At 32.9% G+C, this 15,529-nt stretch carries 2 protein-coding genes; both read right to left on the bottom strand.

Going from position 1 to position 15,529, the window contains the following annotated elements:
• Window positions 1-128: 128 nt before the first annotated feature.
• Window positions 129-12,368 carry an amino acid adenylation domain-containing protein gene (locus tag MKX31_RS07620; protein WP_340981544.1) on the bottom strand — a complete coding sequence of 4,080 codons (12,240 nt, stop codon included), beginning with the start codon at window positions 12,366-12,368 and terminating at the stop codon, window positions 129-131.
• Complete coding sequence (locus MKX31_RS07615) at window positions 12,352-15,519, bottom strand: cyclic peptide export ABC transporter (RefSeq protein WP_340980477.1); 3,168 nt, start codon at window positions 15,517-15,519, stop codon at window positions 12,352-12,354. The genes MKX31_RS07620 and MKX31_RS07615 overlap by 17 nt, the downstream gene beginning before the upstream one ends.
• Between the last annotated feature and the right edge of the window lie 10 nt (window positions 15,520-15,529).

Raw genomic sequence — 15,529 nt, 5'->3', positions numbered from 1 at the left:
AAGCCAATCTTTTCTATACAATATATCCTTTTATTTTTCATATATATTTAAAGAATCCATTTACATAAAACAGCTATTCCTAAAGTATCGCATTAGGAATAGCCTCAATAAAAAATATCTTATCTAGCTTAAAAATTAAATTTGACATTTTCAATTTCTGTATTCTCGATTACTAACCCTTCAATCTTAATATTTTCTAATTTTATTTCCTTATTTGAGCTAATCGCGTCTAAGATACCTAAAAAATTCTCCGCTAATTTTTTAATGGTTTCCATTTTATACAAACTACTCGCATATTCAAATTCAAAAAACAACTCTTTTTTTCCTTTTTCTACAAATAAGGTTAAATCAAATTTCGAAATTTTATTTCTATATTCAACAGGCGTCATTTTCAAATTCCCCATTATACTTTCATTGATTTGAGATTCTTGAAAAGCTAACATTGTAGAAAATATAGGGTTTCTCCCTAAGTCTCTCTTAATTTTTAACTTATCAATAATCATATCAAACTGATAATCTTGATTATCATACGCTTTAATTAACTGTTCTTTAATCTCTGACAAAAATTCTGTAAAGCTTTTTTTCTCAATAGGGAAACTTCTAATTGCAATAGTATTTGCAAACATACCAATGATATTTTTCAAATCAGAATGTGTCCGCCCTAAAATAGGCATTCCTACAATTATATCGTGCTGCGAGGAACATTTTGATAACAAAATACTATAAGCTGCAGACAAAATCATGTACAATGTCGTATCTGTTTCTAAACTTAAATTGTCTAAACGTTGCTTTAATTCATTTCCTCCTTCAAAAATAAAACTATTTCCTTCAAAACTTTGTATAATTGGTCTAGGAAAATCCGTAGGCATATCTAATACTGGAAGATCCCCTGAAAGTACATCTAACCAATATTTTTCTTGTATACTTGCAGCACTTGTCTTTAAAAACTCATTCTGCCAATAAACGAATTCTTTATATTGAATAGGGTTTTCCTGTAACAGTTTTCCTTGATATAATTCCGATAACTCCTGCAGTAAAATATTGACTGAATATCCATCTGAAATCAAATGATGCATATCTGTTAAAAGCACATGTTTATGACTACTTAAGCGAATGATCTTAACTCTTACTAAAGGTGCTTTACTTAAGTCAAAAGGTTCAATAAATTCATCAATTATATTTTCCAGTTCGACATTCAGCTTCCTTGATAGATTAGAACATAAATGTTCATCTAAAACAGAATAACTAATTTCTATATCCACGTCTCCCTGAATTCGTTGTTTAGGCACACCATCTACTACTTCAATAGATGTTTGAAATGCCTCATGTCTCTTTACAATCTCACAAAAAGCTTTTTCCAATTTATCCAGATTGATTTCACCTTCTAGTAAGGTTGCTCTTGGCATATTGTAACTAGTTCCAATCCCCTCCATCTGTTGTAGTGTATATATCCTTTTCTGGGCTGAAGAAAGGTCGTAATATTCGCACTTTTCCACAGGTTGTAATGACACATACTTATTTTCAGATCTTTTCTTTATATGCTTACTTATACCTCTTACTGTTGGTGCTTTAAACGCTTCTCTTAACGATATATCTACACTAAACTTTTTATGAATTTCTGCCATTAAAAGCATTAACGACAATGAGTTTCCACCCATTTCAAAAAACGAGTCATTCATACTAATTTGCTTAACATTAAGAGTTTCTTCCCACATTTGTGCAACAGTTTTTTCAATTGGATCCTCAGGCAGTTCATAATTAGTTTTTATCAATAATTCATCCTTAATTTCTGGGAGTGCTTTAACATTTAGCTTACCATTTGGAGTCAAAGGAATTCTATCTAACTTAATAAAGATAGAGGGCATCATGTAGTAAGGAATCTTACTTGAAAGGTATTCCCTTATTCCCCACCCATTCTCATTCTCTTTCAACACAATATAAGCACATAGTATATTATTATTTTCTTTATCTTTTTTTGGAACAACAATTGCATCAAGTATCATATCATGTTGCAACAGTACTGAATTTATTTCTTCTAACTCCACTCTATATCCTCGAATTTTTAATTGATTGTCGATTCTTCCGAGAAATTCTACTTCTTGATGGCATGTGAGCCTCCCTAAGTCTCCCGTTCTATAGAGTTTGATTTTTTCATGTCCCAAAGGTGAAACCGTAATAAACTTTTCGCTATTTAAATCAATTTGATTCAAATAACCTTCTGTCACTCCTACTCCCCCAATACAAATTTCACCAGCCATTCCAAGTGGAACAAGTTTTTGACCTCTATCCAAAATGAATATTTTCGTGTTATCTACTGGTTTTCCAATAACCGTTCCCTTGGATACAAGGTCAAAATCAGTAGCATTAAATTTATGAAATAGAGCGCCAATAGTAGTTTCTGTAGGTCCATAGTGATTCATAATTACAGTTTGCGGATACACCCTATTAAACTTACTAATATCAGCTGACTTCACTTCTTCACCGCCCAATACGATTAACCTTAGCGCCATGCAATTCTCATAATCTTCAACCATACGATGGTTAACTAAATAATTAAATAGTGAAGGAGTCAGTTTTATATAACTGATCTTTTTCTCTTTCAAATATGTGATAAGGGTTTCTGGGAGCATATAATGTTCTTTTGGAATTAAATGTAACTCACACCCATTTAATAAAGCTGTATACAAACTTGTATATCCTAAATCAAATGCGAAGGAAGATAATAGTAGTGTTTTATCCCTATGCGTTATACTTGCTTCTCGTGTGAACCATGAAATATAATTTACCAAGCTTTGATTCTTAATCGGTACCCCTTTTGGGAGCCCAGTGGTACCAGATGTATAAATAATATATATTGGATTATCAACTGTACTTCTTTCCTCTATATTTGAAGGACATTCAAAAAATAAGCTCTTATCTTCCAATTCCATAACCTCACAAGTAAAATCATTAGAAGTTACTAAGTGAGACTGGGTCAAAAGAAGAATTGTATCACTGTCTTCAATCATGCTATTTATTCGTTCTAATGGAAACTCCGGATCAAGAGGTAAATAAATTGCCCCGCTTTTAATAATACTCCATAGTCCAATGATCATTTCAATAGAAGGCTCAGCTAATAAAGCGATTACTGTATCACTTCCTGCCCCCTTCTTTATCAAGTGTTTAGCTAATTGATTTGCTTTATCATTTAATTCCTTATAAGTTATCGTTCTCTGTCCAAACACTACAGCAGTACGATTCGGATGTTTTTCCACCAGTTCTTCAAATATACGTTTAATCGTTTTTTCTTCTGGATACAAAGTATCAGTATTATTAAAAACACCTATTCTATTTTTTTCTTTCATGGTTACTAGATCAATTTCCTCAATTGGAATAGTAATGTCCTCTATGATAGTATCAATAATTTTAACGAAATGTTCCGCCATTCGTTCAATCGTCTCTTTACGGAACAAACCTGTACTATATTCAAATATAAAACGAAGTTGTCCATCCTGCTCAGTTACTTTCAGCTCTATATCAAATTTAGATGTACGATTCGTATACTCGTACGGTTTAATTTCAAAATCACCTATTTCCGCCCTTACTGCATCAACATTTTCAAAAGCAAACATCACATCAAACAGAGGATGACGATTCACATTTTTTTGCAATTGTAGCTTATCAACGAGCATCTCAAATGAATACTCCTGATGTTCGAGAGCTTGAAGTGTGTGGCTTGCAACTTCTTTCAAAAAATCCTCAAACCGTTTCTCTGAAGTAGGATAATTTCTGAGCGCAAGTGTATTAACAAACATACCTACCACATTCTCTAATTCAGAATTCAGTCTTCCTGCTACCGGGCTTCCAATTATAATGTCTTCTTGTCCGCTATATTTAAACAATAGTATATTGAATGCCGAAAGTAATAATGAGTACAGAGTAGCTCCTTTTCGGCTTGAGATTTCATTTAATTTAGATGTATAATATGCATCCAAATTAACTTGAACTACATCACCTTCAGACATTGGCTCATCTAATCTTGGATAATCAGTTGGTAAATTGAGTAATGGTATTTCTTTTGAAAATATTTCAAGCCAGTACAGTTCTTTTAGTTTCCAGTTCCCGGATTCTATCATTTTGTTTTGCCAGTTTGAAAAATCTTTGTATTGAATTCTTACGTCTGGCAAATTATTTTTTTGATAAAGAGATGCAAACTCTCTAATTAAAATTCCCATTGATAAACCATCGGATATAATATGGTGCATATCATAAACAAGCAAATATTTCGATGATGGTAGCACCTCCACAATTGCTGCTCTGAACAAGGGCCCTTTCTCTAAATCAAATGGTCTAATAAATGTTTCAACAACACTCTCAAAATTTTGTTCATCTGCATACAAGTGTTGCATATTCCATTCAGGATTTTGATGGATTTTTTGAACTATTTTCCCTTGTACTTGTTTAAATGATGTTCGCAAGCTTTCATGGCGATTAATTAAAGCTTGCAATGCCTTTTCTATCTGTACTATATTAACTTCCCCTTCAAGAAATACTGCTCCGGTAATATTATAGTTTGTAGATGCATCATTCAATTGACTAACAATATACATACTTTTTTGTGCTGGAGAGACTTCATAATACTCCTGTGGTGGTGCTAAACGAATCGCTTCATATGTTTCTTTTTTCCCCATCATTTCTTCAATGATTACAGCCAATTCCTTAATAGTAGGAAATGCAAATATATTTCCAAGTGGAAGTTCAACTTCAAATTCCCTATGAATTTCAGAAACAAGTGTTATTGCTTTTAATGATTGTCCCCCAATTTCAAAGAAATGATGATTAATACCTACACCATCAATCCCCAGTATCTTTCTCCAAATACTTACAAGTTTTTGTTGTATCGTATTATAAGGTTTTTGATACTCTTCATCAAACTCTACTTTAATCTCCATATTTTCTAGGGACTTCCGATCAATTTTTCCATTCGGACTGAGCGGAAGACTTCCTAGTTGAATAAAATAAGAAGGAATCATATATTCAGGAAGTTTCTTCCGCAAAAACCCCCTTATACTGCATTGATTATTTGTACCATGCGAGGGGGAATCATAGAATGCAACAAGATACTTATCATTTGCTACTCCATTCTTCACGACAACTATAGAGTTTTTTATGTTATCACATTTGTTTAACACAACTTCAATCTCTCCTATATCAATTCGATGCCCTCGTATTTTTGTTTGGTCATCCTTCCGCCCCAGAACCTCAATGTTACCATCGCAAAGTAATTTCCCCATATCTCCTGTTTTATAAAGCATTTTTCCATAATTATGATAATACGGATCTCGAATAAACTTATCCTTCGTCAACTTAGAATTGTTAATATAACCTCTAGCTAAAGGTATGCCACCTATGAATATTTCCCCCTTCACTCCAATCGGCAAAGGGTGCATGTTCTCATCAAGGATATAAATGCGCCTGTTAGCAAGTGGTTTTCCCACGGGAATAACTTTTAAGTCGGCACTTTTAGTTCCTTTTCCAGACACTTCATATAAAGTACTTGTCATCGCCGTTTCAGCAGGTCCATATGCATTTAACAAAATAATATCTTCTAAAGGTAACTGTTCCCACATCCCTACTTTCTCCGCTGGCATTTGTTCCCCACCAACTATGACGAGTCTGAGGTTACTATCTGGAATTATTTCTGGTCTTGTATACCATTCTTGTACAATTTCGCCCCAATAATTTGTAGGTAGATTAACAACTGAGAGTCCAAGTTCAACACATTTCTGAGAAAACTGATAAGGAGTCCATATATTCTTATCACGCAAAACAAGAGAACTTCCTGCCGCTAGTGTTGTAAAAATCTGTTCAAGTGAAATATCAAAACTTATCGAAGAAAACTGAAGAACACGATCCTCCGGTGTCAGCTCATAACGTTTGCAAATATCAATGGAGTGGCTTACAACTGCTTCATGAGACATCATTACACCTTTTGGTCGACCAGTAGAACCCGAAGTATAGATGATATATGCCAAATTCTGGGGTTCAATTCTAACACTCGGTTGGTTTTTTGGTTCTTCGAGCACTGAATCCCATTCTATATCAAGACAAACAGTATGCCCCTGATAATCTCTAATCTTCGACTGTAAATTATTTTGGGTGAGTAATATAGGTACTTGGGCATCTTTCAACATCAAATTTATTCTTTCGCCAGGATAATCCATATCTATAGGTAGAAAAGCTCCACCAGCTTTTAAAACAGCTAAAATTCCTACAATCATTTTAGGTGAACGTTCAACATACACTCCCACAGGTATTTCAGGCCCTACTCCTAATTTAATGAGCTTATGCGCTAACTGGTTTGAAAGTATATCTAATTCTGTGTAAGATACACTTTCATTCCCCTGTATAACAGCAGGTTTGTTTAGATTTAATTTTACTTGATCAGTAAATAAATCCTGGAAACATTGATTCTTAGGATAATCCAATGAAGTAGAATTATTATCACTTAAAATATGTGTAAGTTCTTTCTCAGAAATCATTGAGATATTCTCTAACTTACCATCTTCGCTAACAAGCATTTCCCACAAAATATTGATTAAATGTGAAAGTATCTGATTTGCTTCTGTTTCATTTAAAAAGGAACTATTGAATAGTAGCTTCAATTGAAGCTTTGGTTGTAGATTACAATAAACAACCAAAGGATAATCCATTTGTTCATCTATACGTACTGATTTCACTTGTAATGAACCAATTCCGTCTTTCAATTTCACATCGAATGGATAGTTTTCAACAATTACAATACTCTCATACAAATCATATAAGGCAGAGCTTCTTGGCATATCAATCCAACTTCTTATATCAACGAGTGAGGTATATTCATATTGACGCATTTCAACCTGCTTCAGTTGTACATCTTTAAGCCATTTAATCAAATTTACATTTTTATTTATCTTTACCCTAAAAGGAAGAGTATTCATAAAGCAACCAATTATTGAATCCGAACCTTCTAACTCAGCTGGACGCCCTGATGAAGTTACCCCAAAAATAATATCTGTTTCTTGGGAGTAGCGATTTAAAAGAATTGCCCAAGCCCCCTGAATCATAGTATTTAGTGTAATCCGATTCTTTCTAGTAAAGTCTTGAATTATCTGCTGTTTGTCTTCAGACACTTCGTATACTACATCTCCAAAAGCAGATAACTGATTTGAATTTTTTGCAGGAAAAATATTATTGAATCGTATAGGTGTTTTAAATCCATCTAACTCGGTTCTCCAAAATTGTTCCGCTTTCTTCTTGTCTTGCCTACGTAACCAGTCGATATAATCTTTAAATGAATATACATGTCCAAATGTTATCTTTTCGTCAACGCATAACGCTTCATAACACTGACCCAGTTCCTTAAAGAGGATGCTATTACACCAACCATCTAACTGAAGGTGATGATGCGTCCATACTACATCATAGGCATACTCGTCTTGCTTAATGACCAAAATTCTCATAAGTGGTGGTTTTGAAAGGTCGAATCCCTTCTTACGATCTTCCTCAATAAGTTGTTCTAACTTTTGCAATCCTTCAGATTTCGAAACATTTGTCCAATCTAAAACTTGAAAAGGGATTTTCAGATTTTTATGAACAATCTGTACAGGTTCTTCTAGTCCTTCCCAATGATATGATGTTCTTAAACTTTCATGTCTATCTAAAAGTTTTTGCCAAACCTTTTCAAATATCTCAATATCTAGTTTTGATTTTATTGAAAATATTGTTTGCTCCACAGTTACTGACGATTTTGGTGAATAGATATGATGAAAAACCATACTTTGTTGTACAGGTGAAAGCATGTATATATCTTCTATATTTTTATATACCTCAAGCCATTCATCAATTTTCTTTTGATCTATGGAGACAAGTGGGAAATCTGAAGGCGTCAAATATGTACCTTCTTTTGTTTGACAGTGGTCAATTATATCCTTCAAATTGTTGACGAAGTCCTTTGCCAAGCCTTGAATGGTTTCAACTAAATGACTATTCGTACTATATTTCCATTCTACACATAATTTTTTATCAACGATCATACATTCAATTTCAAGCAAGTGACTTCTAATTCCATTCAAATCACGGGTTGGTCCTGTATTCACATCCGATATATTAAATAACTGCTGTTTTTTAATTGCTTGTTCGAACTGTCCTAAATAATTAAAGCTTATTTGTGCCCTTTTCCTAGACGAAATTTGCCCTTGCATCTCTTTCTCTGCTAAGTAATATAAAATTTCATAACCAATTCCACCATTTGGTATAGCACGATACCGCTCTTTTACTTGCTTCAATATTTCTGCTATGCCCTTCTCTTTTTCAATGTCGCCCATAACAATAGGATATACACAAGTAAACCATCCTATAGTTCTTGAAGTGTCGTACTCTTTTAACAAAGGATTCCTACCATGGCCCTCCAAATCAACTAGTGTTTCACCACTCCAATTTGCTAATGTACTAGAAAGTGCGGAAAGCAGAATATCATCAATTCTCATTTTAAATAATTGATACGTGTCATGCAGTAAATACTTTGTTTCTTTCTCCGTCAACATAAAAGAAAGTGTACGAGCAGATTTTTCATCATTTCTCCCCCCTTCCATGTCAATAGGTATAGTATTTACAGAAGAAGAGACATTGTTCTTCCAAAAAGCAAGTTCATCTTTTAATTGATTGGAATAAGCATATTCATAGAGATGCTCAGACCATTTTTTAAAAGAGAGGCCTTTCACTGGAAGTTGAACAGATCCACTATTTGTAAGCTGTTCATATATCATCTGTAGAGTGTCCAGCATAAGTCTCCATGAATATCCGTCTATTACAAGATGATGTACTGTTATAAACAACCTTCCTTTTTCCTGATCCCCAGAATCAAAATATGCAACTTTAATTAATGGACCATCTGTAATATTTAATTCATACTGCAATTTTGATAAAATTTCATGCATATGACTATTATTAAAATCATGTAATTCAAATAACACATTCTCATCGGACTCTGAATAAACTTGAATCCATTCTCCAGCCCTTTGATAATAACGGAGCCTAAAACTATCATGATAATTTGTAAGTATACGAAAACTTTCATGCAACAAATTCGGATTTATACCTGCTCGTGTTTCCAATAGCACAGATTGATTCCAATGATGATAATTTTCCAAATCTTGCTCAAAAAACCACTTTTGAATCGGTGTAAGAAGCACTTCTCCAGTCTCAGGTTCTTCTATTTGATCTTCACTATAGCTTTCTTTAATATCTGCAATACAATCCGCCAGTTCTGCTATCGTTTGGTTCTCAAACATCTGACTCACGGTAATCTCTATACCCTTTTGAAGCGCTTTACCTACTATTTGAATACTTAAAATTGAGTCTCCTCCCAACTCGAAGAAGTTATCATGTATACCAATTTCCCCCTGATGTAGACCCAATACTGCAGACCATACCTCTACTAGTTCTTCTTGAACTTTATTTTTTGGAGCAACGTAACCTTTATAAGTATGAATTTGAGGAGCCGGTAAGTTCCTTCGATCAAGCTTTCCTATTGAAGTTAAGGGCAGACTCTCTAGCTGAATATAGTATGATGGAAGCATATAATCTGGTAATTCTTTTGCTAAAAATCCCTTAAGTTCCTCCATGTTAACCTGAACATGGGAAACGATATATGCACAGATAACTTTTTTCCCATTATTAATTTCCCAATCAATTACAGCAACATCTTCAATGTAGTTCCTTTTTAATATTAAATTATGAATTTCTGAAAGTTCAATCCGATACCCTCTGATTTTCACCTGATGATCCTCTCTTCCAAGAAACTCGATTTCTCCGTTTGGAAGCCATCTTCCTAAGTCCCCTGTTTTATACATACGATCATTTGGATTAAAGGGATCATTCATAAACTTTTCATTTGTAAATTCTGGTAGATTCAAATACCCTCTTCCTACACCGTCTCCAGCAATATACAACTCACCAGGAACACCTATTGGACTAATATTTTTATCTTTATCTAATATATAACATCTAACATTTGAAATCGGCCGCCCTAAAGAGACGGTATTTTCTGAACATTCAACACTTAAAGCATCCACTGTTGTTTCTGCTGGACCATAATTATTATATAATTTATATCCTCTATCAATCAGTGCATCTTTTAATGATTCTTCTAGTCTTTCTCCCCCTGAAATAACTGTGTGTAAACTCTGTAATTTGCGATCATGACATAATAATTCTTTTAATACAGTCGGTATGAAATTAATAATATGAATTTCATGTTGATCAACATAATCACAAAAATGCTTCTTATTTAAAATTAAATTCTTTTCGGCTATATGTAATGTCGCTCCATAAAGTAATGTACCGAAAAAATCCTCAATACTCGGATCAAACACATAATTTGTTAGTTGTAATAGATTTGTTTTTTCCGTTATATTAAATGTTTTTCCAAACCACTGAACAAGATTAACAACATTTCGATTTTCTATCATTACACCTTTAGGTTTTCCTGTAGTACCTGAAGTATACAAAACCGTAAATAAATCATTCGGACTAAGGTTTACTTTCGGTAGAAGAGTCTCACCCGAAAATTTTCTACTATTATCCAATATAAAAACACACTCATTGTTGAATTTTCCAATTACATAGTCGTTTTTATTAATTACATCCTTACTGGTCAATATGAACTTTGTTTGACTATCCTGTATCATATACATTTTCCTTGACTCTGGATATTCTGGATCAATTGGCAAGTATGCAGCTCCGACTTTTAAAATAGCAATTATCCCTATTAGCATTTCAATTGATGGATCCGTCATGATTCCAATAATCTCACCCTTTTTCACTCCTTTTCTAAGCAGTTCATTTGATAAGTTATTGGATATGTTATTTAATTCTTCATAAGTCATAGTCCTATTTTTATATACAATCGCAACATTATCCGGGGTTTTCATCGCTTGTTGCTCAAACAACTGACTAATCGTCAACTGATGTGAATATGTTTTACGAGTATTATTAAATTCCAAAAGGATTTGTTTTTTCTCTTCAATAGATACGATATCAATCTCTTCTATTTTTTTATGAGGATTTTTTATGACTGCTTCTGCAATTTTAGTAAAATGTTGAGCTAAACGCTCAATTTTAGATGATTCATATAATTGTTCGTTGTAACTGAAACATATCTCAATATCTTTGTGCAAACTTATACTAATAGATAAGCCATAATTAGTCATTTCAAAGGTGGAATATGAGTTCAAAGCGATTCTATTTTTGTTTGTCAGTATCGTCTGATCTAAAGGGTAGTTTTCAAAAACAACAATAGTATCAAAAAGATCGATTTCCGTATCCAATTCACTATATTTTTTTATATCTACTAAAGATGATGTCCCATACAATTCCCAATCCTGCAATGTCTTATTTAACTTTTTGATAAGTTCTATAGATGTTTCGCCAGAATCCTTTTTAACTCTTAATGGAACTGTATTTATAAATAGGCCTACCATTTCTTCAATCCCATTAAATGTTCCTGCTCTACCCGAAATAGTTGCGCCAAAAATAATGTCATCGATATTATGATTCTTTTGTAGCACAATTCCCCATAAACTATAAACAAGGGCGGCAAGAGTAACTTCATTTCCCTTCGCAAATCCTTCCAACTTATCCCTTGAAAATTGAATGCGATACTGATGATCTTTTCGAATTGATTTATGTTTCTTTTTTGTTACTTCCAAACTATTTTGCGAGTTAAATCCTTTTAAATACTCTTGCCAAAATACTTTCTGACTTTCTTTATCCTGTTTTTGAATATATTTAATAAAATCTTTATATTTTTTTTTAGTAGGCAGATTGTAAGTTTCTGATTCACTAAGGCATCGATATGCGTTTAGGAATTCTTTTAAAATAATTCCATTACTCCAGCCATCATATATAATATGATGATTACTTATAATCATTTCATGTCTTTCTTCTGCTAATATGCACAAAGTAACCCTAAATGGTATTTCTCGAAGATCAAACTTTTTTTCACGATCTTTAACTTTTATCTCTTCTAGTAAAATATTTTTTTCACTTTCACTCTTGTGTGTAAGATCAATTATTTTAATATGAGGGGTATGTTCTTTCAATACTATTTGAACAGGAGTTTTCACTTTTTCCCAACGAAATAGTGTACGTAACTGCTCATTTGTTTGGACAACCGCGTCCCAAGCTTTCGTAAACAATCCTGCATCAACACTACCTAAAATCCCCAAACATATCTGTTCAAAATACTCATCACTTTGAGGATTTTTTAAGTAGTGAAATAACAACCCTTCCTGCATCGGTGTTAAACCAAGAATATCTTCCAAATTTTGTTTATCCAATTTTATCATCATTGAGCTCCTCCTTGAGACAATCAAATGAATCTAAATAATTATGCTTCTTCATATTTTCTATAATTTCTCCTCTTTCCATCTTGATAACTTTATCCGCGATATGAAAGTACCTATCATCATGAGTAATAGCAATGATAGCTTTTCCTTTTCCCTTTAATTCAGCCAATAGTTCTGTATAGAAAAAATGTCTAAATTCAGGGTCTTGATCTGCCGCCCATTCATCAAATAGATAAATAGATTTATCCTCTAAATAGCTAATTAATAGTGCTAGTCTTTTTCGTTGTCCTGTTGAAAGTTTAGTTGTACTAAATTCTCCATTTTGAATTTGTACTTTTTCATCGATACGTAATATTTTCAAATATTTTTTTATTTCTTCTTCCTTTGAGCTATAGTCAATACCATAGACTTTTGTAAACAAATAAAAATCACTAAATATTGCGGAATATAGCTCTCTTAACTGTTCCTGATTTATTTCTTGATTGTTAACAAATATGTTTCCGCTATTTGCAGAATATAAACCTGTAATTAGTTTAGCAAGAGTTGATTTACCACTACCATTGCCACCGGTTATAAATACAACCTCTCCTGATTTAAGTTCAAAATTAATTGGCCCAACTTGAAAAGCTTCTCCATGTTCACTTTCGTATTGATATACTACCTCTTTAATCTCCATGTTTATTTTACTTTGAGGTATCAAAGTACTGTTTACGTCTGTCTTATTAGTTTCGGTTTTTAAATACCTTGAAAAATCATTTATTCTCTTCCAACTAATTTTCATTTGAATCGCATTAGGGATCGTATTGAGTATACTATGTAGAGGTCCTGTCATATAAAGAAAAACAAAAACATAGCTTCTTAAAAACTCACTCTGTACCCCTTTAAATAAAAGCGGAAATAAAAATGTAACAGCCCCAATTACCATAACAAACAGCAATTCACCAATAATAAAAACATTAGCAAACTTAAGACCACCTTGAATCCGCTTATCCTTATAATCCTCACAGCTCTCTTGCATCCCTTGTCCAAACTCTTCTCGTTTTGACTTTCCTATGCTTAACTCTTTATAACCGCCAATGAGATCGTTTATATATCTAAAAAAAGTGTTTTGGATGTTTCTTGTTTGTTCCCAAAGATTATTAGCTGATTTTCCAGCTACATAATACATACCTGCTGCAACCAAAATAACTGCAATAGAAACAAGCAGTCCATAAACATTAATTACTCCCAAATAAACCAAACAACATAAAAGTGTAATTGAATCAGTCAAACCAGTAATGATGGTGGCAGCATAATTACTGATAGCTTCTGTATCATTATTTAAGGTGGTTTGAATTCTTTCTGACTCTATTTTTTCAATTTTTTCATAAGGATTTTTTAATATATCGTTAATTAACTGGATTCTTTTTTCATAAATCAGATTATTCGTAATGGTAATCAACTGCGTCCGTACCAATTTTTGCGCTAATACATAAGTAATAATTCCTAGCAAAAAATATAAAAACAAACTATTGTTGCTTGAATAATTACTTCTAGTTAAAGCTTCATTAATAATAAAAATAATCATCGCATTTCCAAAACCACTGGTTACACTCAACACAAAAATCGGAAAAAAATTTTTCTTATTATGCAAAGGAAAAACAGTTATTAAAGATAAATATAGGCAGAACAGTACAATACTAATTAAAGTAGCCCATACCGTAAAACTCATACTGATAGGTAACCAAACATTAACAAAATCCCAAGAAAGTCTCCCGAAAAATACAAATGGAATTTTATAAAGGGCATACCCAGCTAAGAACGCAAATAGAAACGTTATAAAGGGAATACAAATACTTTTAAATTTATTTTTTTCCAACTTCCTTTTTTTCTTATACACCTGAATCATAACTATGAAAATGAAGTATAGAGTAATAATTGAAAAAGGAACCATAAACAAAAGTACAGTAACAGAAAAGGCATCAATACTCTTATACGTATCTTTACCGTTTGTCACCACACTCTCCCCCACAAGTGTGTCCATAATAGCCTGGCCAATATTTTGAGTGTAATCGGAGTTCATGTTAGCCATCACCGCAACTCCTAACTTCTCTTGAGGATGAAATACAACGAAAGAAGAGAAATTCGGATTACTTCCTGCATGTGATATTTCACCAGGACCATTTTGAAAAACTTGCCACCCTCCGGCATAAGAAGAGCCATCCTCAGATGGTGGAACTGATCTGTTTGGTATATGTGTACTATAAATTGCCTTTTGCTGATCATCACTTAGTCCATATATCCCAAGCTGCATACGAAGCCACTTTTCCATGTCTTCATTATTTGAGATAAAATAACCTGCGGGTGTATTTCCTCGATAAATAGGTGCATTAAACTCTATAGGCTTTAAAAAACCTATTTTATATCCCTTTGACATATCATATTTAGCGACATCTTTTCTAAACAAAAAAGTATTACCCATATTAAATTGGTTTAATATATTATTCTGAACGTATTGTTCAAAAGATTGATTGGTAACTTTTTGTATAACTAATCCTAGAATATCGTAGTTAATACTGGCATAATTGAATTGCTCTCCTGGATATGTCTCCAATTTTTGATTTAATATTTCTCTAACTGTATTTTCCAACGCATCATTGTCATTTGAGATAGGTATGTCCCCAATGGTATGAAAAGGGATCCCACTCGTATGATATAAAAGCTGTTCAAGAGTTATTTCAACATTTTTATTAAGTTGTTGTCCTTTATAATTACCTTCATATATCATTTGAAACCACTGCAAATATTTGCTAACAGGGTCCTTTAAATCAATTAACCCCTTTTGAACAAGTTGATATATTGCGAGAGCTGTAAACGCCTTACTGTTCGAACCGATTTCAAATAATGTTTTTTCCGTTACACGTTGCTTTGTCTCAAGATTTGAATAGCCAAAACTTTTTTTATATACAGCTTGATCACCTTTGACTACTATCACTGACATTCCAGGAATTTTGGCTTCTTGCATTTGTTTTTTTATAAGCGAGTCTAGTTGTTCTTTATCGTTTTCCGTAAACATTCTATCATTCTCTGCATTTGCTATTTGAATCCCAAATAGCATCTGTACATTTAATAATATTACAAGGGTAATCAAAACAATTTTTACTCTCATCATGATTGAATGA

Origin of the sequence: Bacillus sp. FSL M8-0063 (assembly GCF_038005545.1) — a bacterium.
GTDB classification, from domain to species: domain Bacteria; phylum Bacillota; class Bacilli; order Bacillales; family Bacillaceae_G; genus Bacillus_A; species Bacillus_A wiedmannii.
The sequence above is the reverse complement of the archived record's forward strand: the minus strand, read 5'-3'. Positions and strand labels throughout refer to the sequence as shown.